The organism is Phytohabitans sp. LJ34, from assembly GCF_052068095.1.
Taxonomy (GTDB): Bacteria; Actinomycetota; Actinomycetes; order Mycobacteriales; family Micromonosporaceae; genus Phytohabitans.
Window position 1 is genome coordinate 149,979 of the sequence record NZ_JBQHDG010000025.1, and the last position, 21,890, is coordinate 171,868.

The following is a 21,890-nucleotide window of genomic DNA, read 5'->3' on the forward strand; positions in this document are numbered from 1 at the left end:
GTACGACAGCATGCCAGGCCAATGTGACAGGCCCTAGGGCCTGTCTTGATCTCGGCCCGTTCGGAGATGTGCGCGACAGGCCCTTGCCCCGGCGCTGGCCGATGATCACAGGTTCGGGACAATGGACGGCATGCAGACCCGCTCGGACCTCCGCAACGTCGCGATCATCGCCCACGTCGACCACGGCAAGACGACCCTGGTCGACGCCATGCTGCGGCAGGCCGGCGCCCTCCATCGCGGCGACGTCGCCGACCGGATCATGGACTCGATGGATCTGGAGCGGGAAAAGGGCATCACGATCCTGGCCAAGAACACCGCTGTCCGCTACGTCCCCGCGGCCGGCGAGCCGGTCACCATCAACATCATCGACACCCCTGGTCACGCCGACTTCGGTGGCGAGGTGGAGCGTGGGCTCACCATGGTCGACGGCGTGCTGCTGCTCGTCGACGCGAGCGAGGGGCCGCTGCCCCAGACCCGGTTCGTGCTGCGCAAGGCGCTCAAGGCCCGCCTGCCGATCATCCTGGTGATCAACAAGGTCGACCGCCCCGACGCGCGGATCAAGGAGGTCGTCGACGACACCTACGAGCTCTTCCTCGACCTCGACGCCGACGAGAGCCAGATCGACTTCCCCATCGTGTACGCGTGCGCCCGCGACGGCCTCGCCTCGCTCGCCCAGCCGGCCGACGGCGGGATGCCCGACTCGCCCGACCTCCAGCCGCTCTTCCAGACGCTGCTCGACACGATCCCCGCCCCGTCGTACGACGAGGGGGCGCCGCTCCAGGCACACGTCACCAACCTCGACGCCTCTCCGTTCCTGGGCCGGCTCGCGCTCTGCCGGGTCCGGCAGGGCACGATCCGCAAGGGGCAGACGGTGGTCTGGTGCCGCGAGAGCGGTGCCGAGGAGCGGGTGCGCATCTCCGAGCTGCTGATGACCGACGGGCTGGAGCGCAAGCCGGCCGACGCGGCCGGGCCGGGCGACATCATCGCGGTCGCCGGCATCCCCGAGATCATGATCGGCGACACGCTCGCCGACGCGGAAAACCCGATCGCGCTGCCCCGCATCACCGTCGACGAGCCGGCCATCTCGATGACGATCGGCACCAACACCTCGCCGCTCGTCGGCCGCGTCAAGGGCGCCAAGGTCACCGCCCGCATGGTCAAGGACCGCCTCGAGCGCGAGCTGGTCGGCAACGTCTCGCTCCGCGTCCTGCCCACCGAGCGGCCGGACACCTGGGAGGTGCAGGGCCGCGGCGAGCTCGCCCTCGCCATCCTGGTCGAGCAGATGCGCCGCGAGCAGTACGAGCTGACCGTCGGCAAGCCGCAGGTGGTGACCCGGGTGGTCGACGGCAAGATCTACGAGCCGATGGAGCGCCTCACGATCGACGCGCCCGACGAGTACCTCGGCGCGATCACCCAGCTCCTCGCCACCCGCAAGGGCCGCATGGAGCAGCTGGTCAACCACGGCACCGGCTGGATCCGGATGGAGTGGCTGGTGCCGGCGCGCGGGCTGATCGGCTTCCGCACCGAGTTCCTCACCGACACCCGGGGCACCGGCATCCTGCACCACGTCTTCGAGTCGTACGAGCCGTGGGCGGGCGAGCTGCGCACCCGCAACACCGGTTCGCTGGTGGCCGACCGCACCGGCGCGGTCACCGCGTTCGCGATGCTCAACCTCCAGGAGCGGGGCACGCTCTTCGTCGAGCCGTCCACCGAGGTGTACGAGGGCATGATCGTCGGGGAAAACTCCCGCTCCGACGACATGGACGTCAACATCACCAAGGAGAAGAAGCTCACCAACATGCGCGCCTCCACCTCCGAGGAGACGGAGAAGGTGATCCCGCCGCGCAAGCTCTCGCTGGAGCAGGCGCTGGAGTTCTGCCGCGAAGACGAGTGCGTGGAGGTGACGCCGGCCGCCGTGCGCCTGCGCAAGGTGACGCTCGACGCCACCCAGCGCGCCCGCGACACCGCCCGGCGCAAGCATGCTGGATGACCTGCCTCCGGGCGTGTCCGTCTACATCGGACCGCTGGACGGGCCGGCGCGCCACACCCGCCTGCCGGAGCAGACCCACTACGCCGCCAGCACGATGAAGGTCGCCGTGCTGGCGGCGCTGCACCGCTCCGGCGCCGACCTCGACGCCGAGGTGCCGGTGCACAACGTCTTCGCCTCGGCGGCCGGCGGGATGTTCGGCTGCACCCGCGACTACGACAGCGACAGGGGCGTGTGGGAGCGGCTGGGCGGCACGGTCCCGCTGGGCTGGCTGGCCGAACGCATGATCACCAAGTCGAGCAACCTGGCCACCAACATCGTGCTCGGCCACGTGGGGCTCGACGCGGTCGCCGAGGTGTGGGCCCTCGCCGGCGCGCGACACAGCGTGACCCGGCGCGGCATCGAAGACTACGCCGCCCGCGACGCCGGCCTCGACAGCCTGGTCACGGCCGCCGACCTGGCCGCGCTCTTCACCGCGATCGTCACCGGGCGGCTCGGCCCGCCGGACGCCATGGTGGCGACGCTCCTGCGCCAGGAACGCACCGAGGACCTCGCCGCCGGACTCCCGGAGGGCACCCGCGTCGCGCACAAGAACGGCTGGGTCGACGGCGTGCGCCACGGGGCCGGCGTGGTCTTCCCGGACGACGCGCCGCCGTACGCGATCGCCGTCTGCACCACCACGGACCTGGCCGACGCCGACGCGTGCGGGCTGATCGCGCGCGTGTCGGCGGCCGCTTGGGAGCGACGATGATCAGCCAGATCCACACCCACCGCGTGTCCGCGCCGCTGCACACGCCGTTCGTGACCGCGCTGCGCCGGGCCACCACCGTCGAGACGCTGGTCGTGGAGATCGTCGATAGCGACGGGCGCTCCGGCTTCGGCGAGGCGCCGCAGGTGTGGCAGGTGACCGGCGCCTCCGTGGCCGGCAGCGAGGCCTGCGTCCGCGAGATCCTCGCGCCGCTGCTCACCGGCCGCGACCCCGACGACCTGCACGCACGGCTGGCCGAGACGCGGCGCGCGGTCGCCGGCAACGAGGCCGCCAAGGCCGCCGTCGACACCGCGCTGCACGACCTTGCCGCGCGCCGGCTCGGCGTACCCCTGGCGCGCCTCCTGGGTGGGACGGCGTCGCGGGTTCCCACGGACGTCACGCTCTCCGCCGGCGCGGCCGGCGCCCTGGCCGCGGCGGCCCAGGACCGGGTGGCGGAGGGTTTCGCGGTGCTCAAGCTCAAGGTGGCGCTCGATGCCGCGGGTGACATCTCCCGGGTACGCGAGGTGCGCGCGGCGGTCGGCGACGGGCCCCGCATCCGGCTGGACGCCAACCAGGGCTGGACGCCGCGCGAAGCGGTGCGGGTGATCCGGGGCATCGAGGACGCGGGGCTCGACGTCGAGCTCGTTGAGCAGCCGGTGCCGGCGTGGGACCTCGACGGGCTGGCCTGGGTGAGCGAGCGGGTGTCGCTGCCGATCTTGGCCGACGAGGCCGTCTACGGCGTACGCGACCTCGTCGAGGTGATCCGCCGGCGGGCCGCCGACATGGTCAACGTCAAGCTCGCCAAGTGCGGCGGCCTCGGCCCGGCGCGCACGCTGCTGGAGCTCGCCGCCGCGCACGGGATGGGCACCGTGGTCGGCTCGATGATGGAGACCCAGGTCGGCATCGGCGCCGCGGCGAGCCTCGTCGCCGCCTACGGCACGACGGCGGTCTGCGACCTCGACGCCGCCTGGTGGCTCGCGTCGTCTCCGGTCGAGGGCGGCATCCGGTACGCGGAGGCGCACGTCGTGCTGCCGGACGACCCCGGGCTCGGCGTGAAGATAATATCCAAGGATGGCGACTGAGCCGGCAGTTGGTTTCGTAGCGACCCCGGTGGCGACGCTGTGGTCCGACCCGGCGGCGGTCCGCCCCGTCGACGCGCCCGCACTCGCCCCCCGCGCCGACATCGCGGCCTGGGTGTCCAGGATGGACCACGACCAGCGGGTTGGTGAGTGCGTCGTCAGTCAGCTGCTGCTCGGCGAGCGGGTGCTCGTCGACGAGCTGCGTCCGGACGGCTGGGCCCGGGTCGTGGCCGTGGAGCAGCCGGCGGCGCGGCTGGACCCGCGGGGGTACCCGGGCTGGATGCCGGCGGCCCAGCTCGCCTTCACCGCCGGCCCGGAGCCCTCGCTGGTGGTGGACGCGGTCACGACGGGCCTGCGCGACCGCCCCGGCGGGCGGGTCGTGCTGCCCGGCGTGGTCCTCGGCACCCGGCTCGCGCCGGCCGGCCCGCCGGTCGACGGCTTCCAGCCGGTACACGTGCCGGGGCTCGAGCGTCCGCTGTGGGCGTCAGGCGGAGCGGTGGCGCCGTGGCCGTCGCCGGCGACCGGCGTGCTCGCCCTGGCCCGCCGGCTCGTCGACCGCGTGTACGTGTGGGGCGGCATGTCCGGCGACGGCATCGACTGCTCCGGGCTCGTACACCTGGCGTGGCGGCGCCTCGGCGTACGGCTCCCCCGCGACGCGAGCGACCAGGCGGACGCCACCGCACCGCTCCCGCCCGGCGAGGAGCGCCCTGGCGACCTGTACTTTTTCGCCCGTCCCGGGCGCCCCGTCCACCATGTGGGCTTCGTGTCCGACCGGGGCCCGGGTCACCTGCTGCACGCCTGTTACCGGCAGCGGCTCGTGGTCGAGGAGCCGATGCCCGCGGAGCGCGCCGCCACGTTGGTGGCGGCGCACCGCGTCGTCAGTGGTCCGCGCTGACTAATTCCTTCTTGCTGTCGCGGGACGACTTGATGAGGCTCGCCACGGTGGCGACGATCAGCGTGCCGATGATGACGGTCAGCGACAGCCAGATCGGGATGTGCGGCGCCCAGCCGACGTGCTCGCCGCCGTTGATGAACGGCACATTGTTGTCCGCGAGCGCCTCGAGCACCAGCTTGACCCCGATGAAGCCGAGGATGACCGACAGGCCGAGCGACAGGTAGACGAGCCGCTCCAGCAGGCCGCCGAGCAGGAAGTAGAGCTGGCGCAGGCCCATCAGCGCGAACACGTTGGCGGTGAAGACGAGGTAGGGCTCGTCGGTGATGCCGAAGATCGCCGGGATCGAGTCGAGCGCGAAGATGAGGTCGGTCGTGCCGATCGCGATCATCACGATCAGCAGCGGCGTGAACATGCGCCGGCCCTTGGTGTCGACCGTCGTGAAGCGCCCGTTGCCGTAGTCGTTGGAGACCCGCAGGGCGCGCCGCGCGTACCGGATGACGACGTTTTCCTTGTAGTCCTCGGCGTCCATTTCGCCCTGGCGGGCGAGGTTGATCGCCGTGTAGATCAGGAACGCGCCGAAGATGTAGAACACCCAGGCGAACTGGGAGATCAGCGCCGCACCCGCCGCGATGAAGCCGCCCCGCATCACCAGCGCCAGGATGATGCCGATGAGCAGCACCTCCTGCTGAAACTTACGGGGCACCGCGAAGCGGCTCATGATGATCACGAAGACGAAGAGGTTGTCGACCGACAGGCTGTACTCCGTGAGCCAGCCGGCGTAGAACTCACCCGCGATCGTGCCACCGCTCGTGACCCAGACGCCGACACCGAAGACCAGCGCGAGGGCGATGTAGAAGCTCACCCAGAGACTGGACTCTTTGATGCTCGGCTCGTGGGGGCGCCGGCCGATGATCAGCAAGTCGACGGCGAGCACCGCGATGAGAACGACGAGGGTGACGACCCACACCCCTGTGGACACGTCCAATGAAACCTCCGGCAGACACGCGACATCGCCCCGTCATGGACGAAGCGATGTGGACTCTGTCGGAGGTCTCTTCCGCCGCCCTCGGACCGTGCCTCGTGGGACTGGCGACCGACGATGCCGGGTCGACGACCAAACGAGCTGGTGACGACCGTGTTGACGACAACGTCGCGGGGGAATACTCCCCTCCTACGTCCACCATCATCCACCATCGGCACCCGTTTTGGCACATCCGCGGACTGTGTAATGCGACTCCTAGCACAGTCACTCAATCTTCCTAGGAGGCTAGGCACGGTAAGCTGCCGGCATGGTGCTCGAAGTCGCGCTGATCGACGTCAATCCAGGTCAGGAGGACGACTTCGCGGCCGCGTACGCGAAGGGTCACCCCGTCCTGGTCACCACTCCGGGCTGCCGCTCGGTCCGCATGACCCGCGGCATCGAGTCGCCGTCGCGCTTCGTGCTCCTCGTGGAGTGGGACTCGGTCGAGGCCCACGTGCGAAACTTCCGCGACAGCGAGCGCTTCACGACGTGGCGCTCCCACATCGGCCCCTACTTCGCGGCGCCCCCGCGGGTCGAGCACTTCACGGATGTCCCCGCCTGACGCTCCCGCGCCTTCGGGCCACGGCGGGTCCTTCGCCCCGGCCCGCCTTCAGGCCGCGGCCTGGTCCTTCGCCGCGCCCGCCGTCAGGCCGCGGCCTGGTCCTTCGCCGCCGCTTTCGCCAGGCCCTCGGCGCATTCCTTGATGAAGCGACCGAGAAACCAGCGGTAGAACCCACCCATCCACGGGCGCTTCGCCGTGAACGTGGAGTGCCACCGGATCAGCGTGCCCCCGCCGTCCGGGGTGAGGTCGACGTCGGCGCGGTAGCCGTCGAGCGCCATGCCCGACACGAGCCGGTAGCTGAACCGGCGGCCCGGCACCGCCTCGACGATCTCCTCGTGGGTGGTGAACGGCCAGGTCCGGAAGATCCGGATGGCCCCGACGCCCTCGCCACCGGCCGGGCTCTCCCGCTCCAGCTCGAACGAGCCCAGCCCCGACCAGGTGGGCCAGGTCGCGCCGTCTACGAGCAGGCGGTAGACCGCATCGGCGTCCGCCCGCGAGCGCGCCGTCACATCGATGTCCTGCACACGCATGTACCATATGGTACATGCCCGATCCCCGGCAGCGCCTCCTCGACGCCGCCATCGACCACCTCGCCGCGCACGGCCTCAGCGACCTGAGCCTGCGCCAGCTCGCGGCCGCGCTCGGCACGAGTCACCGCATGCTCATCTACCACTTCGGCTCCAAGGAGGGGCTGCTCGTCGAGGTGATCCGGGCGGTCGAGCGGCGCCAGCGGGAGGCCTTCGCCGATCTGGGACTCGACGACGCGGTCACGCCGGGCGACGCGATCCGCCGGATGTGGCGGCGCTTCGCCGACCCGGCGCTGGCCCCGCACGAGCGGCTGTTCTTCGAGGTCTACGGGCAGGCGCTCCAGGGCCGCGCCCACGCGCTCCCCCTGCTCGACGGCATCGTGGAGTCGTGGCTGGCGCCGGCGGTGGAGTTCGCCCGCGCCCGCGGCGTGCCGGAGGACGTGGCCCGCGCCGACGCGCGACTGGGCGTGGCCGTGATGCGCGGGCTGCTGCTCGACCTGCTGGCGACGGGCGACCGCACCGCGGTCGACGCCGCCGCCGAACGCTTCGCCGCCGCCTACGAGGCCCTGACGGCGCAGCCCACACCCGGCGGCCCGCCGCCCACGCGGCCCACACCCGGCGGCCCGCCGCCCACGCGGCCCACACCCGGCGGCCCGCCACCCACGGAGCCCGCGGCCAGCGGCCCGCGGCCCGGCGCGGTCAGGGCTGAAACTTCGCGCGGCGGCCCAGCTTCGTAAACCCGAGCCGCGTGTAGAGGCGGGCGGCGGGGTTGTCCACGTTGACGTCGAGGAGGACCTGCTCGGCGCCCTCCTCCCGCATCCGCCGGAGCGACTCGGTCACCAGCGCGCCGCCGACACCCCGGCCGCGCCACGCGGGCACCACGCCGACCTGGATGACCCAGCCCTCCGCGCACGTGATGAAGCCGGCGTCGCCCGCGCCGTCCGGGCCGGCCGCCAGCAGTGACCACTGTGGACGAAACTCCTCGTCGCCGGCGGTCCACGCCACCCACCGCTCGGCGGGCCAGCCGGGAAAGCCGGGCCGGTCGCGGAAGGCGGCGTCGTACGCGGCGAAGAACCGGGCGGCCAGGTCAGGCGTCCACTCGCGCAGGGTAAGGCCGGGCGGGAGCGGCACGGCCGGCGGCTCGGCGGCCGCGAGGTCGAAGCGCATCACGTCTTCGGCGAACACCTGCCGCAGCCCCCGGCTGGCGAACAGCCGCTCGCTCGCCTCGGTCAGCGCCTCGGTCTCCACGGTCACCGCGGGATCGACGCTGGTCGCGACCGCCAGCCCCCGGTCGAGCAGCACGCCGCCGATGCCGCGACCGCGGTGGGCCGGGTCGACGAGTCCGATGACCGCCGCGCCCGGCGAGAGGCGGCGGACCGCCGCCGCCGCGACGAGCTCGCCCGCCGCCGTGCGGGCGCCGGTCGTGATCACGCCGTCGGCCCCGAAGCGGCTGACGGTGACCTCCGTCATGCCGCCGTCTGTCGCATGGCACCGCGCGGCCAGGGCGGCCACCGCCTCCTGGTCGCGCTCACCGTCGAGCGGGCTCCAGGTCAACTCCCCGTCACGCACCCCACGACCCTAAGGCCCATCGATCGATAGCGCTCCCGCGTTTTTCCGCAACAGGGCGGCGACGCGCTACTTCACGCCGGCCGCGTCCATGCCGCGCAGCTCCTTCTTGAGCTCGTGGACCTCGTCGCGGATGCGGGCCGCCAGCTCGAACTGAAGCTCGCGCGCCGCGGCCAGCATCTGGTCGTTGAGATCCTGGATGAGCTGGGCCAGGTCGGCGCGGGCCATGCCCTCGCGGGACGGGGTCGCCGCCTTGCCCCGCGAACGGGTCTGCGGCACCGGCGCCTTGCCCCGCGACATCTGCCGGCCCGAGCCGCCGATCACGTGCCCGCCCGGGCCGTGGCCGCCCAGCGCGCCCTCGGTGTCGTCGGCCTCGCGGTAGATGTCGTCGAGGATGTCGTGGATCTTCTTGCGGAGCGGCTCGGGCGAGATGCCGTTGGCCTCGTTGTACGCCACCTGCTTGGCCCGCCGCCGGTTGGTCTCGTCGATCGCCGTGGCCATCGACGGCGTGATCTTGTCGGCGTACATGTGGACCTGACCGGACACGTTTCGCGCGGCGCGGCCGATGGTCTGGATCAGCGAGGTGCCGCTGCGCAGGAAGCCCTCCTTGTCGGCGTCGAGGATCGCCACCAGCGACACCTCGGGCAGATCGAGGCCCTCGCGCAGCAGGTTGATGCCGACGAGCACGTCGTAGTCGCCCTTGCGCAGCTCGCGCAGCAGCTCGATCCGGCGCAGCGTGTCCACTTCGGAATGCAGGTAGCGCACGCGGATGCCGTGCTCCAGCAGGTAGTCGGTGAGGTCTTCGGCCATCTTCTTGGTGAGCGTGGTGACCAGCACCCGCTCGTCGCGCTCGGTGCGCAGCTGGATCTCGTGCATGAGGTCGTCGATCTGGCCCTTGGTCGGCTTGATCATCACCTCGGGGTCGACCAGGCCGGTCGGCCGGATGACCTGCTCGACGAACTCGCCACCGGAGTGCTGGAGCTCCCACGGCCCCGGCGTCGCGGACAGGAACACCATCTGCCCCACCCGCTCCAGGAACTCGTCGAACCGCAGCGGCCTGTTGTCAGCCGCGCTGGGCAGCCGGAAGCCGTGCTCGATCAGCAGCCGCTTGCGCGAGGCGTCCCCCTCGTACATGGCGCCGATCTGCGGGATCGTCTGGTGTGACTCGTCGATCACCGTCATGAAGTCGTCGGGGAAGTAGTCGAGCAGGCAGTGCGGCGGGTCGCCGTGGCTCCGGCCGTCGATATGCATCGAGTAGTTTTCGATGCCGTTGCAGAAGCCGACCTGGCGCATCATCTCGATGTCGTAGGTGGTGCGCATGCGCAGCCGCTGCGCCTCCAGCAGCTTGTTTTGCCGCTCCAGCTCGGCCAGCCGCTCGCCGAGCTCGGCCTCGATGCCGCGCAGCGCCCGCTCCATCCGCTCCGGCCCGGCCGCGTAGTGGGTGGCCGGGAAGATGAGCAGCTGGTCGACCTCCTTGACCACGTCGCCGGTGAGCGGGTGGAGGTAGTAGAGCTTTTCCACCTCGTCGCCGAACAGCTCGACGCGGACGGCCAGCTCCTCGTATGCCGGGATGATCTCGAGGGTGTCGCCGCGCACCCGGAACGTGCCGCGGCTGAACGACATGTCGTTGCGCGTGTACTGGATCTCGACGAGGCGGCGCAGCAGCTTGTCACGGTCGATCTCCTCGCCGACGCGGACGCGCACGGACCGGTCGAGGTATTCCGACGGGGTGCCCAGGCCGTAGATCGCGGACACGGTGGCCACCACGATCACGTCGCGCCGGGTCAGCAGCGACATCGTGGCGGAGTGGCGCAGCCGCTCGACCTCCTCGTTGACCGAGGAGTCCTTTTCGATGTACGTGTCCGTCTGCGGGATATACGCCTCGGGCTGGTAGTAGTCGTAGTACGAGACGAAGTACTCCACCGCGTTGTTGGGCATCAGCTCCCGAAACTCCTTGGCGAGCTGCGCACACAGCGTCTTGTTGTGAGCGAGCACCAACGTGGGGCGCTGCATCCGCTCGACCAGCCAGGCGGTGGTCGCGCTCTTGCCCGTGCCGGTGGCGCCCATGAGCACCGTGTGGCGATCGCCACGGCGCACTCGACGCTCAAGGTCGTCGATGGCTGCCGGCTGGTCGCCGGAAGGCTTGTAGTCGCTGACGACCTGGAAGCGACCGTCGAGCCGCGGGATGTCGAGACCCATGCGCTAAACCGTACGCCGCGGGTGTGACAACCCGCTCCGGACTCGGTTCCACCTGCGATCAACTTCGATATTGGCGTTGTGTGCGAAAGATCACCGCACTACCCTCTTAGGAGTAGGCCGCTCGCGGCGGCCGACCGGAGACACGATCGGGCCTCCACACCGGCCGGTCTGTCCCGGCGCAGGGTCGCAGCCCCGGCAGCTCGCCGGTGAGCGCACCCGACGCGGTCGCGCAGGACGCGCTGACCGGCCGCCGCGAGCGCCCCATCTTTTCCCGGCCTGCCCGCGACCCATCCGACCCGCAGCGCGTTCAACCTCGCGTGAAGGCAAGCTTCGAACGGCGACGGATCATCGCACTCGCCGCCCTGGTCTGCGTGGCGGCCGGCTCGGCCGCCGGGCTCACCACCGGTCTCGTCTCGTGTACGCCCGCCGACAAGCCGGTGGAGGCGAGGCCGCTCTCTTCGACCGAGGCGCAGCGGCTGGCCGGCATGCGCGCCCGAAACTTCAAGGACGGGCGGGTCGGCGTGCGGGCCACGCTGGGCAAGCCGGGCGCCGAGATCAAGCTGGCGGGCTGGATCGACTGGCGGCGCCAGCTCACCTACCTCGCGGCCACCGCGCCGGCGCCCGGGCCGGACGACGGACTGCTCCAGGCGGTACCCGGAATCATCGCGACCCGGCCGGGACGCGCGGACGGCGGCCTGCCCCCGGCGACGCCGCCGGCGAAGGACTGGCGGGTGCGGCCCTCGACCGCGACCAGCGCGCACCCGGCGCCGATCGACTCGTTCGTGGCGCTGCTGTTCGCGATCGCCAGCGACAAGCCGGACCAGGCCGACCTGCTGGCGCGCAGCGACTCCCGCTGGCTCGGCACCGACCGGATCGCCGACAAGACGGTGGACGTGCTGCTCGGCCCGGCCGTACCGCCGCAGCCCAAGCCGACCGTGACAGCCAGCCCCAGCCCCAGCGCCTCACCGACCAAGCCCGGCGCGGCCGGGCCGGCCTCCCCCACGCCCGCCCCGAACTCGCTGGCCGCGATGGGCGGCGCGGTGCGGTACTGGCTGGACGGTGACGCGCGGCTGCACCGGTTCGAGGCGCTGCTGAGCAAGGACCTGCCGGTCAAGGTCGACCTCACCCGCGAGGAGCGGCCGGAGCTGGTGGCGATCGACGCGCTCGGCGGGCGCACCGGCAAGCCGCGCCAGGTGACCGCCGAGGAGGCGCGGGCGCTCGCCCTCATGCGGCAGCGCAACCGCGCGGCGGGCGGCGGCAGGATCACGCTGACCGTGCCGATGCTGCCCGCCGGCATGCTGCTCGCGACCGGGTGGCTGGACTGGCGCGAGACGGTGGCGTACCTGGGCGCGTACGACATGGACAAGAAGGACGAACGCGTCCTCATGCGGGCCACCCGCACCGGCGTGACCGTGCGAAACGACGGCTTCACCGCCGGGAAGCCGCCGCCGCTCCCCCCACCTGCCGGCGAATGGCGGACGATCCCGTGGGCGGCCCGCGGCGACGCGCTCGGCGGGCTCGACCTCGACCTGCTGCTCAACGAGGCGCTCGCGGTGAGCGGCACCGGCAAGGACGACGCGGCGGCGCTCCGCGACGTGGCACTGTGGCTGCGCAAGGACACGCTCGCCGGCGGCCCGGTCAACGTGTACGAGATCGCCAAGGGCGCCGACCTCGGCGGCGCGCGGGGCGCGGCCCGCATCCGCTACTGGATGGACCGCACCGGGGTGCTGCGCCGGCTGGAGCTGCGCACCCGCACCGGGGCGTTCGCCCAGCTCGACATCACCCCGGAGAAGGTGCCGACGCTCAGCCGGCCGTGACGCGCGCCGGCCGCCCAGGGTCGGCGCTCCCCCACCCGCGGCCCTCGGGCAGCGGCGGGAAGCCGGCCGGGCCGAGCGCGTCCAGCCGGTCGCTCTCCACATGCACTACGCCGCCGTCGAGGGCCACCTTGTCGGTGTCGAGCACGTGGCTCAGCCGCGCCGCGATCCGCGGGTAGTCCTCCACCGACGTCGACGCGCCCGGGCAGGGGACGCGCTGGTGGCGGACGTTTTCCTCGTAGGGCACGAGCCGCTCGTGCCACAGCGCGTCGACCCGGGCGTGCAGGTCGTCCAGGTCGGCGTCGTTGCGCAGCAGCGAGTCGGCGGCGGCCCGCCGCTCGGCCGCGCCGGCCTGCGCGCGGATGCGGGCGTGCGCCTGCTCGGGCGCCATCCCCCGGTCGCGCACGAGGCGCTCCACGCGGGTGGCCTCGTCCGCGTCGACCACGATCACGAGGTGGTACGTCGGCGCGAGCCCCACCTCGACGAGTAGCGGCACGTCGTTGACGACGACCGCGTCGGGTGCGGCGGAGGCGACGAGCTCGGCTGTGCGGCGGCGCACCCGCGGGTGGATGATCGCCTCCAGCCGCCGGCGGGCCACGTCGTCGCCGAACACCCGGGCGCCGAGCGCGGGCCGGTCGAGCGCGCCGTCCGCCCCGAGCACACCCTCACCGAACTCCGCGACGACCTCCGCCAGCCCCTCGGTGCCCGGCGCGACGACCTCCCGAGCCAGCCGGTCGGAGTCGACGACGGTGGCCCCTCGCGCGGCCAGGCGCGCGGCGACGGCGCTCTTGCCCGCCCCGATCCCCCCGGTCAACCCGATCAGCAGCACAGCCCCAGTCTTCCACCCCGCCCCGCGCGGCCTCGAAACCCTCGAGCGCAAGAGATTTGATATCTGGGCTACCGCGATGTCCGCCGTGGTCCAGACCGCTGCGCGGGCCCCCCGGGGAAACGTGGAACGCGGCGGAGCGTTTTCTTGGGGTGCATTTCCCGCGGCCTCACCCGTCCGCCGCTGGTCACGGTCACCCGGCGCTTCGCTCCCGGCCGCTCCCGACCGGCTTTCCGAACGCCGACGCCGCCGGCCGCGGAGTGCGACGCCCCAGCGGGATCGGGCTTGTCGCGCGGAGGTGGCAGCGGGGGTCGGAGGTCTCGGCGAGCGCTGCGAGCCGCCGGCCGCCGCGGTCTCCGGCGGGAGCGGCGGTCCGCAGCTGACGCGGACCCGGGAAATCTGCTCGAAAGCAAGCAAAGACAAGGCCCCGCCGCGCTCGCGCGCGACGGGGCCTGTCTACCGGTCGATCCTTACTTGCCGCCGGCCAGCTTTTCGCGCAGCGCGGCGAGCGCCTCGTCGGTGGCCAGGGTGCCCGCGGGCTCCTCGGCCTGGCGGGCCGGCGCGGCCGAAGCCTGCGGGGCACCGCCACCGCTCGCGCCACCCGCCGAAGGGGGTGCCGCGGCGGCCTCGACGTCGGCGGCACGCGCCGTCTGGACCTGCTTGGTGTGGGCCTCCCAGCGCTGGCGGGCCTCGGCGTACTGCCGCTCCCACTCCTCACGCTGCTTGTCGAAGCCCTCGAGCCACTCGCCCGTCTCCGGGTCGAAGCCCTCGGGGTAGATGTAGTTGCCCTCGGTGTCGTACGTCGCGGCCATGCCGTACTGCGTCGGGTCGAAGTGCTCCTCGCCCTCGACGAAGCCCTCGTTGGCCTGCTTGAGCGACAGCGAGATCCGGCGACGCTCGAGGTCGATGTCAATGACCTTGACCATCACGTCGGAGCCGACCTGCACCACCTGCTCCGGGATCTCCACGTGGCGCTCGGCCAGCTCGGAGATGTGGACCAGGCCCTCGATGCCGTCGTCGACCCGCACGAACGCGCCGAACGGCACCAGCTTGGTCACCTTGCCCGGCACGATCTGCTGGATCGCGTGGGTGCGGGCGAACTGCCGCCACGGGTCCTCCTGCGTCGCCTTCAGCGACAGCGAGACCCGCTCGCGGTCGAGGTCGACGTCGAGGACCTCGACCTCCACCTCCTGGCCCACCTCGACGACCTCGGACGGGTGGTCGATGTGCTTCCAGGACAGCTCGGAGACGTGCACCAGGCCGTCGACGCCACCAAGGTCGACAAACGCGCCGAAGTTGACGATCGAGGACACGACGCCCTTGCGGACCTGGCCCTTCTGAAGCTTGTTGAGGAACTCGGTGCGCACCTCGGACTGGGTCTGCTCCAGCCACGCCCGGCGGGACAGAACCACGTTGTTACGGTTTTTGTCCAGCTCGATGATCTTCGCCTCGAGCTCGCGACCCACATACGGCTGGAGGTCGCGCACGCGCCGCATCTCCACCAGCGAGGCGGGCAGGAAGCCGCGCAGCCCGATGTCGAGGATCAGACCGCCCTTGACCACTTCGATGACGGAGCCACGCACGACACCGTCCTCGTCCTTGATCTTCTCGATCGTGCCCCAGGCGCGCTCGTACTGCGCCCGCTTCTTCGAGAGGATCAGGCGGCCCTCCTTGTCCTCCTTCTGGAGAACCAGGGCCTCGATGTGATCACCGACCGACACCACCTCAGCGGGGTCCACGTCATGCTTGATCGACAACTCGCGCGAGGGGATGACGCCCTCGGTCTTGTAGCCGATGTCGAGCAGGACCTCGTCCCGATCGACCTTGACGACGGTGCCTTCGACAATGTCGCCGTCGTTGAAGTACTTGATGGTCTCGTCGATGGCGGCGAGGAACGCCTCCTCGGACCCGAGGTCGTCGACGGTGACCTTGTTGGCGCTCGAGGTGGCCTCGATGCTGCTCGTCATGTGGACTGTTGCTCCGAACGGATGGTGTCGCGGGGACCTGCTGCGCCCACGGACCCGCCGCCGGGCACAACTCAGCGTCATTGGTGATCAGCGCGATGTGTCCGTCGACCGCGGACCTGCTCCCTGCCGAGGTCACGATCCGCGAGTGCATCGACTAGCTTACCGTGCGCATTACCACAGCGTGCAAGCCCTACCGGGGCGAGATGTGCGCGTGTCGCCAATCGCCCGAAATGTCCCACTCGCGGGAACGACCAGTCGCGGCCGGAACCCCCCGATGCCGCAGGCGTGGCCGGCTCGACAGGTGGGTAGAAGGTAGCCGCCAATCGGATCCACGAGGAGGCGGTGTTGCGTACGGACGTGGCCGATGCCCGGCTCGACCTCGACCGTGAGGCGCAGCTGTACGCCACACGCGCGGAGGCTGATCCGTCCGCGCGGGCCGAGTTCGTCGAAGCCTGCCTGCCGCTCGCCCGCCGGCTCGCACAGCGCTACGTCGGCCGGGGAGAGCCGTTCGACGACCTGGAACAGGCCGCCCGGCTCGGCCTCGTCAACGCGGTGGACCGGTACGACCCCGGGCGCGGCTCGTTCACCGCCTTCGCGGTCATCACCATGCTGGGCGAGCTGCGAAAACACTTCCGCGACCGCACCTGGGGCGTGCGCGCGCCGCGGCGCCTCCAGGACCTGCTGCTCCAGATCCGGCACACCGACGCCGACCTCTCCAACGCCGGCGACCGCGCCGAGCTGGCCGACCGCCTGGACACCTCCGTCGACGAGGTCGACCGGGCCGTGCTGTCCGCCGCCGGGTACACGCCGCGGTCGTTGAACGCACCGATCACCGGCGGCGACTCCGGCGACGCCGCCGAGTACGGCGACCTGATCGGCGAGATCGACGCCGACCTCGCGGCGGTCGACGACCGGCTGACCCTGCTCACCTTGCTGGAACGGCTCCCCGAGCGCGAACGCCAGATCCTGGTCCTGCGGTTCTACGGCGATCTCACCCAGGTGCAGATCGCGGAACGCTGCGGCATCTCGCAGATGCACGTCTCCCGGCTGCTGTCCCGGACGTTGACCTGGCTGCGCCACGCCATGCTCTCGGACACCACGCCACCGTGGGGTGCCGAGAGCCCGATGGACCAGCCCCGGCTGGCGCTGACCACCACCCGCGCCCGCGGCGGCGTCGTGACCGTCGCCGTCGGCGGGGAGGTCGACCGGGACAGCGCCGACCAGCTGCGCCGGGCGGTCCTGGACGCCGTCGCCAGCCACGCCGCCGAGGTGCGCGTCGACCTGTCCGGTGTGCCGTTCGTCGACGCCGCCGGCGTGGCCGCGCTGGTCGCCTGCTATCAGGAGGCCACCCGCGCCGCGGTCGAGCTGCGGGTGCGCGGCGCCCAGCCGTACGTACGGCGCGTGCTGTCGCTGTCCCGGTTCCACCGGCTGTAGCCGGTTTGCCCCTGGATTACCGGGGAATCAACGCGGCTCACCTCGTCCGGTCTTTGGGGGGTACATGACGGCGACGGCTGCCGCCTACGCGAGCGTGGGTGCGATCGACTTCCCGGTGTTTCGGCTGCCCGGCGTGTACCCGCCGCAGGCCGACACGGCGCTTCTGGCCGAGGCGGCCGCCTCCGCGCCCATCCCGCGCGGCGCCCGGGTGCTCGACGCGTACACCGGCAGCGGCGTGCTCGCGGTGACGGCCGCCCGGCTCGGCGCGGGTGACGTCACCGCCGTCGACGTCTCCCGCCGGGCCGTGCTCTGCGCCCGCCTCAACGCCTGGGGCCGTGGGCTGCCGGTGCGCGCGTGGCGCGGTTCGCTGGCGGAGGTCGCCGGCGGGTACGACGTCGTGCTGGCCAACCCGCCGTACGTGCCGTGCCCGTCGCCGGCCGTGCCCGCCGGGCGGGAGCGGGCCTGGGACGCCGGGCCGGACGGTCGGGCGGTCCTCGACCCGCTCTGCGCGACCGCGCCGGACCTGTTGAACGACAAGGGCTTCCTGCTGCTCGTCCACTCTCATGTGTCCGATGTGGACCAGTCGCTGGCGGCGCTGCGGGCGGCAGGGCTGAGCGTCACGGTGGTCGCCCGGCGGCGCGTGCCGTTCGGCCCGGTCATGCGGGCCCGGGCCGCCTACCTGGAGGCCGCCGGGCTGGTGCGGCGCGGGCAGCGCCACGAGGACCTGGTGGTGATCCGTGCCGACCGCGGGTGAGGCGCGCCGGGTCGTCGTGGAGCCGGGCGGGCCGGTGCTCGTCGAGGGACCGGTCGAGCTCGTGCTGCCCGACGGCACGACGGTCCGCTCGGAACGGTTTATGGTCGCGGTCTGCGCCTGCCGCCGCAGCAAGCGGTACCCCTTCTGCGACACCAGCCACCGCCGCCGGGTCCGCTCAGAGTAGCGCCGACCGGCCCGACCGCCAGCTGCCCAGCAGGTGTGCGCCCAGGCGCTCCTCCAGCACGTCGGTGGCCTGGATGCCGAAGACCACGTCCGCGGCCAGGCCGGGATCCCGGTCGAGCAGGTCGGCGACGACGTCGTGCCGCATGACCTGCTCGTGTACCGCGTCAGCCTCGATGTGCTCGGTGTAGAAGAGCCGGCACGCGGCGGGCGCGCCGAGCCGGGTGAGCGCATCGTCCATCCGCTGGGCGCTCGGTCCGGTGCTGATCTCGGCGGCGGCGAAATGGCCGACGAGCGCGCCCCGCCACCGCCGGTGCAGCCCGAACAGCGACATCATGTTGACCGTGGCGAGGGCGCATGCCGGGGCCCGGTCCAGGTAGTGCAGGTAGTCGGGCGACATGTCGGCGGCCGCCAGCAGGTCGGCGAAGAGGCGGGAGTGCATCCGCTCGGCCCGGCCGCCGCCGAACTCGTCGTACTCCACCGCGACGAGGGCGGCCTTGGCCCGGCCCTCCAGCCGGGGGATCACCCAGGCGTGCGGCTCGGCCTCCTTCAGGTGGTAGATCGAGCGCACCGCGAAGTAGTCCCGCATCTGCCACCACTCACCGTCGTCGCGCAGGAAGTGGCTGACCCCGGTGCCCGGCACCGGCTCGACGAGCAGCGCCTCGAGCGCGGCGGCGGCGTCGGACCCGCCGTCGACCCGCTGCTCCAGCGCGGCGAGGAAAGCCGCCTCCAGCTCCGCGCGCAGCCGCAGCAGGTCGGCGTCCCACTCCCACTCCGGATCCACGCCGGCGAACCCGCGGTAGTGCAGCTCGTAGCACACGTGCAGGGCGAGCTGGACGTCGTCGCCGAGGGATCCGCGCCGTCGAGGGCGACCCGCGGCGCCGTCCCACCCGTGAGGCGGTCGACGACCGACGCGGAGATCGGGCCGCGGCTGGCCGGGAGGGTGGCCGTTGTGCTGGACATGAGACCCGTGATACCCGCCGCTCGCCCCTTCACTCCCGGAGGGTGAGCGCCGCCGTCACCCCGGGCAACCCCCGGCTCGTTTCTTCACTCCCGGAGGGTGAGTGCCGCCGTCACCCCCGGCAGCCCGCCGGTCGCGGCCGCCTGGCGCTGGCGGTCGGCGCCGGTGCCGCCGGACCGCAGGCGGTCGAGCAGGGCGCCGACCTCCGTCAGGTCGCCGCTCTCGGTGAGCGCCGCGCGCACGTGGGCGAGCAGCGCGGCCACAAGGTCGGCGGCGGGCACCCGCCGGGACAGTCCGAGGTGGACGCCGGGCCCGGCGAGCCCGTAGCGCGCGGCCGTCCACACACCCGCGGCGGCCACCTGCGCGGGTACCGGCGCCGCCTCCCGCCCGCGCGCGAGGTCGGCGAGCGCGGTGCGGACCAGCGCCCGGCCCAGCAGCGCCTGCAACACGGCATCGTCCACCGTGGACGCCACGTCGGCGACCCGCAGCTCCACCGTGGGCAGGCGCGGCGACGGCCGGGCGAACCAGAACGTCTGCGCCTCGTCGGCCACCACTCCACAATCGACCAACCGGGCCACTTCCGCGCGAAACGCGGCGTGGTCGCGGCAGTACGGCGCCAGCCCGGAGCCGGGAAACCGCGACTGCTGCACGATCCGCCAGCTGCCGTACCCGGTGTCCCGCCCGTGGTGGAACGGCGAGTTGACCGACAGCGCCAGGAGCGTCGGCAGCCACGGGCCGACGTGGTTGACCACGGCGACGGCGGTGTCCCGGTCCGCGACGCCGACGTGCACGTGGCAGCCGCACGCCTCGTAGTCGCGGGTCACCTCGCCGTAGAGCTCGTCGATGGCGGCGAAACGCGGCAGGCTCGACGGCACCGCACCGCCCGAGCCACCCGGCGGCGAACCACTCGCCACCGCCACGGCGCCGTGGTCGCGGGCGGCGGCGGCCACCACGCGGCGGCCCGCGGTGAGATGCGCGCGGAGGTCGGCCGCGGTCGTGCAGATGCCGGTCGCCGCCTCCACCTGGGTGTCGCGCAGCTCCCGCTGCACGGAGGCGCCCACCGGCAGCCGCGCCGCGGCCGCACCGGCGACCACCTTCTCCGCGAGCGGGACGGTCGCCCCGGAGGCCGGGTCGACCAGCAGGAACTCCTCCTCGACCCCCATGGTCTCGCCGCTCATGCCGCCGCCTGTACCCGCCGCGCGGGGACATGAACCACCGCGTGGCCTGCCACCGGAGCCCTCGGGCCGACCGGTAAGAATGATCCGGTGCCAGACCAACACGTACCCGACACCGCGGGCGCCGTCCGGCGCTGGTGGGACAACGAGGCGGACGCCTACCAGGCCGAGCACGGCGAGTTCCTCGGCGACGCCCGCTTCGTCTGGGGACCCGAGGGGCTCGACGAAGCCGACGCGCACCTCTTGGGCGAGGTGGCCGGCAAGCGGATCTTGGAGATCGGCTGCGGCGCCGGACAGTGCGGACGCTGGCTCCTCACCCAGGGCGCCCAGGTGGTCGGCATCGACCTGGCCCACGGGCAGCTCCAGCACTCCCTCAAACTCGACGTCAAGACCGGCCTCGCGCTGCCGGTAGCCGAGGCGGACGTGCTGCGGCTGCCGTTCCGGGACGGATCGGTCGACCTGGCGTGCGCCGCCTACGGGGCGATGCCGTTCGTGGCCGACGCGACCGGAGCGCTGCGCGAGGTGGCCCGGGTGCTGCGGCCGGGAGGCCGCTTCGTCTTCTCCACGACCCACCCGTTCCGCTGGACGTTCCTCGACGAACCGGGCGAGGAAGGCCTCATGGCGGTCAACTCCTACTTCGACCGCCGCCCGTACCTGGAGTACGACAGGGCCGGCGAGCCCAGCTACGCCGAGTACCACCGCACGATGGGCGACTGGGTACGCGCCGTCGACGCCGCCGGCCTGCGGCTGGCCGGCCTCGTCGAGCCCGAGTGGCCGGACCACCACGACAAGACGTGGGGCGGCTGGAGCCGCCTGCGCGGCAAGCTCTTCCCCGGCACAGCGATATTCACCTGCGCGAAGGCCGCCTGACGGCCCGCGCCGCCGCACAGCGCGGGTCCGCCGGACGGCTCACCTCCTAGGCCCTGTTTCAACAGATTTGTCGAGGCGAGCCGGGATCCAGGCGGCGATCCGGCAAGTCGGGCGCAAGGTCGCATACCGGTGCTGTATGCGGCCTTACGCCCGACGCCGCCGGTCGTCGTCTGGGCCCGGCGCAGCCCGGCAAGGATTTTGAAACAGGGCCTAGCCCCGGCCCAGTGGCGGGCGGTCGGCGACCTGCTCGACGCCGTTGGCCGGCGTGCTGTTCGCGGCGGGCTCGTCACTGCGGTGCTGGCCGGCCGACGGGCGGTTGGTGGGCCACCGGTCCGGCGCCGGCCGGGGCTCGCCGCCCGCGTCGCTGTAGTAGCCGGACCGCTCGCCCACACCCGGGTCGAGGAGGCGGTCGGTGCGCGCGGTCGCCATGGCCCAGATGACGAACACCGCGAGCGCGATCATCGCCAGCGACCAGAGCGGGTAGTACGGCAGGAAGATGAAGTTGTTGATCGCGACCAGCGCCGCGAGGGCGATGCCGACCGCGCGGGCCCAGGTGGCGCCGGTGAACAGGAAGAATCCCGCCACGACGGCCAGCACGCCGAGGGCGAGGTGGATCCAGCCCCAGGTGGTGGTGTCGATGTCGTACGTGTAGTTGGGCCCCACGACGAAGAACCGGTCGTTGGCGATCGCGGCGATGCCGACGAAGACCTCCCAGATCCCCAACAGGATCATCATGGTGGCGGCGAAGACCAGCCCGCCAACCGCCCAGGTGCGGGACGCGCTTGATGTGGCCATGATTTCCTCGCTTCCTCCTTAGATCCCCTCACCATAGATACGCAGACCGGGGTAATAAGGGCGAAAGAAGATTCGCCCCGGTCCGCGTCAGCCGCGGACCGCATGCGCGGGGCCCCCGGGGAACGTGGAGCGCAGCGGAGCGGGTGCTTTCCCGCGGGCACCGCTCCCGGCCGGCGGCTCGCGGACCGAGCCGAAATCCCCGGCCGTCCACTCCCTGGTCCGCGAGACAAGCCCCCGTCGGCGACCTGACGCAGCGTCACCAGCCCTGGGCCGGGACTTCCGGATCTAGGAGACTTACGGTCGATATGGCGGGCTAAGTCTCCTAGATCCGCTGCTCACGTGCCTCGCAGCTCATCGCAGACAAACCCTCACCCCCAAGGGGGTAGCTAACCGTCCCAGATCTCGAATCTTGGGCCGCGCGCACGGCGGCGGCGATTACCGGGCGACGGCGCCACCGGCCGCGACGAATCAGGACGTCAAACGCCCTGATTGCTGGCGCGCTCTCCACCCACTGCGGCTGGGGCAGCGGA

19 protein-coding genes and 1 pseudogene are annotated in these 21,890 nt (G+C 72.2%); 11 read left to right on the plus strand and 9 right to left on the minus strand.

Going from position 1 to position 21,890, the window contains the following annotated elements; translation table 11 throughout:
* The first annotated feature begins 130 nt into the window (after positions 1-130).
* Genes typA through ACTMTJ_RS36645 form a run of 4 tightly spaced genes read left to right on the plus strand, consistent with a single transcriptional unit; the run spans position 131 to position 4,709 of the window.
* Complete coding sequence (gene typA, locus ACTMTJ_RS36630; protein ID WP_441223280.1) at positions 131-1,990, plus strand: translational GTPase TypA; 1,860 nt, start codon at positions 131-133, stop codon at positions 1,988-1,990.
* Entirely contained in the window at positions 1,980-2,738 is a 759-nt protein-coding gene (locus tag ACTMTJ_RS36635; RefSeq protein ID WP_441223281.1) for a serine hydrolase, read from the plus strand. Before typA ends, ACTMTJ_RS36635 begins: the two co-directional genes overlap by 11 nt.
* Positions 2,735-3,817, plus strand: coding sequence for a mandelate racemase/muconate lactonizing enzyme family protein (locus tag ACTMTJ_RS36640; protein WP_441223282.1), 1,083 nt, complete (start codon positions 2,735-2,737; stop codon positions 3,815-3,817). The genes ACTMTJ_RS36635 and ACTMTJ_RS36640 overlap by 4 nt, the downstream gene beginning before the upstream one ends.
* Complete coding sequence (locus ACTMTJ_RS36645) at positions 3,807-4,709, plus strand: C40 family peptidase (RefSeq protein WP_441223283.1); 903 nt, start codon at positions 3,807-3,809, stop codon at positions 4,707-4,709. The genes ACTMTJ_RS36640 and ACTMTJ_RS36645 overlap by 11 nt, the downstream gene beginning before the upstream one ends.
* Here the strand turns inward: ACTMTJ_RS36645 and ACTMTJ_RS36650 are convergent.
* Complete coding sequence (locus ACTMTJ_RS36650) at positions 4,693-5,694, minus strand: TerC family protein (protein WP_441223284.1); 1,002 nt, start codon at positions 5,692-5,694, stop codon at positions 4,693-4,695. The genes ACTMTJ_RS36645 and ACTMTJ_RS36650 overlap by 17 nt on opposite strands.
* A 304-nt stretch (positions 5,695-5,998) precedes the next feature.
* Between ACTMTJ_RS36650 and ACTMTJ_RS36655 the strand changes: the two genes are divergently transcribed.
* The gene (locus tag ACTMTJ_RS36655) at positions 5,999-6,292 is read left to right on the plus strand and encodes an antibiotic biosynthesis monooxygenase family protein (protein ID WP_441223285.1); all 294 of its coding nucleotides are present in this window, start codon (positions 5,999-6,001) and stop codon (positions 6,290-6,292) included.
* Positions 6,293-6,375: 83 nt separating this feature from the next.
* Here the strand turns inward: ACTMTJ_RS36655 and ACTMTJ_RS36660 are convergent, their stop codons facing one another.
* A complete protein-coding gene (locus tag ACTMTJ_RS36660) occupies positions 6,376-6,822 on the minus strand; it encodes an SRPBCC family protein (RefSeq protein ID WP_441223286.1) in 447 nt (148 codons plus the stop codon).
* A gap of 14 nt (positions 6,823-6,836) precedes the next feature.
* Here ACTMTJ_RS36660 and ACTMTJ_RS36665 point away from each other — a divergent pair, with 14 nt between their 5' ends.
* The gene (locus ACTMTJ_RS36665; protein ID WP_441223287.1) at positions 6,837-7,556 is read left to right on the plus strand and encodes a TetR/AcrR family transcriptional regulator; all 720 of its coding nucleotides are present in this window, start codon (positions 6,837-6,839) and stop codon (positions 7,554-7,556) included.
* Here ACTMTJ_RS36665 and ACTMTJ_RS36670 read toward each other — a convergent pair.
* Both ACTMTJ_RS36670 and uvrB read right to left on the minus strand, forming a co-directional pair.
* Positions 7,519-8,388: a GNAT family N-acetyltransferase gene (locus tag ACTMTJ_RS36670; RefSeq protein WP_441223288.1), complete on the minus strand. Its 870-nt coding sequence runs from the start codon at positions 8,386-8,388 to the stop codon at positions 7,519-7,521. The two genes, ACTMTJ_RS36665 and ACTMTJ_RS36670, sit on opposite strands and share 38 nt — an antisense overlap.
* Positions 8,389-8,454: 66 nt before the next feature.
* Positions 8,455-10,584, minus strand: a complete 2,130-nt coding sequence (gene uvrB, locus ACTMTJ_RS36675; RefSeq protein WP_441223289.1) for an excinuclease ABC subunit UvrB — start codon at positions 10,582-10,584, stop codon at positions 8,455-8,457.
* A 206-nt stretch (positions 10,585-10,790) separates the two neighbouring features.
* On the opposite strand from uvrB, the gene ACTMTJ_RS36680 reads away from it, so the two are divergent.
* Positions 10,791-12,401, plus strand: a complete 1,611-nt coding sequence (locus ACTMTJ_RS36680; RefSeq protein WP_441223290.1) for a hypothetical protein — start codon at positions 10,791-10,793, stop codon at positions 12,399-12,401.
* Positions 12,402-12,408: 7 nt separating this feature from the next.
* Here the strand turns inward: ACTMTJ_RS36680 and coaE are convergent.
* Both coaE and rpsA read right to left on the minus strand, forming a co-directional pair.
* Positions 12,409-13,227, minus strand: a pseudogene (gene coaE, locus ACTMTJ_RS36685) (dephospho-CoA kinase); the annotation flags it as partial.
* Between the two features lie 467 nt (positions 13,228-13,694).
* The gene (rpsA, locus tag ACTMTJ_RS36690; RefSeq protein ID WP_441223291.1) at positions 13,695-15,272 is read right to left on the minus strand and encodes a 30S ribosomal protein S1; all 1,578 of its coding nucleotides are present in this window, start codon (positions 15,270-15,272) and stop codon (positions 13,695-13,697) included.
* Between the two features lie 264 nt (positions 15,273-15,536).
* Here rpsA and ACTMTJ_RS36695 point away from each other — a divergent pair, with 264 nt between their 5' ends.
* The 3 genes from ACTMTJ_RS36695 (at position 15,537) to ACTMTJ_RS36705 (ending at position 17,563) form a co-directional block, all read left to right on the plus strand.
* Positions 15,537-16,625: a sigma-70 family RNA polymerase sigma factor gene (locus ACTMTJ_RS36695; RefSeq protein WP_441223292.1), complete on the plus strand. Its 1,089-nt coding sequence runs from the start codon at positions 15,537-15,539 to the stop codon at positions 16,623-16,625.
* A gap of 64 nt (positions 16,626-16,689) precedes the next feature.
* Positions 16,690-17,379: a methyltransferase gene (locus ACTMTJ_RS36700; RefSeq protein WP_441223293.1), complete on the plus strand. Its 690-nt coding sequence runs from the start codon at positions 16,690-16,692 to the stop codon at positions 17,377-17,379.
* Entirely contained in the window at positions 17,363-17,563 is a 201-nt protein-coding gene (locus ACTMTJ_RS36705) for a CDGSH iron-sulfur domain-containing protein (RefSeq protein WP_441223294.1), read from the plus strand. The genes ACTMTJ_RS36700 and ACTMTJ_RS36705 overlap by 17 nt, the downstream gene beginning before the upstream one ends.
* Here the strand turns inward: ACTMTJ_RS36705 and ACTMTJ_RS36710 are convergent.
* Together ACTMTJ_RS36710 and ACTMTJ_RS36715 are read right to left on the minus strand one after the other, a co-directional pair.
* On the minus strand, positions 17,555-18,379 hold the full coding sequence (locus ACTMTJ_RS36710) for an iron-containing redox enzyme family protein (protein ID WP_441223295.1): 825 nt from the start codon (positions 18,377-18,379) through the stop codon (positions 17,555-17,557). The two genes, ACTMTJ_RS36705 and ACTMTJ_RS36710, sit on opposite strands and share 9 nt — an antisense overlap.
* Positions 18,380-18,606: 227 nt before the next feature.
* Positions 18,607-19,698, minus strand: coding sequence for a carboxylate-amine ligase (locus ACTMTJ_RS36715; RefSeq protein ID WP_441223296.1), 1,092 nt, complete (start codon positions 19,696-19,698; stop codon positions 18,607-18,609).
* 87 nt (positions 19,699-19,785) lie between these two features.
* On the opposite strand from ACTMTJ_RS36715, the gene ACTMTJ_RS36720 reads away from it, so the two are divergent.
* Complete coding sequence (locus ACTMTJ_RS36720; protein WP_441223297.1) at positions 19,786-20,565, plus strand: class I SAM-dependent methyltransferase; 780 nt, start codon at positions 19,786-19,788, stop codon at positions 20,563-20,565.
* Positions 20,566-20,775: 210 nt separating this feature from the next.
* Here the strand turns inward: ACTMTJ_RS36720 and ACTMTJ_RS36725 are convergent, their stop codons facing one another.
* A complete protein-coding gene (locus ACTMTJ_RS36725; protein ID WP_441223298.1) occupies positions 20,776-21,360 on the minus strand; it encodes a DUF7144 family membrane protein in 585 nt (194 codons plus the stop codon).
* Positions 21,361-21,890: the final 530 nt, after the last annotated feature.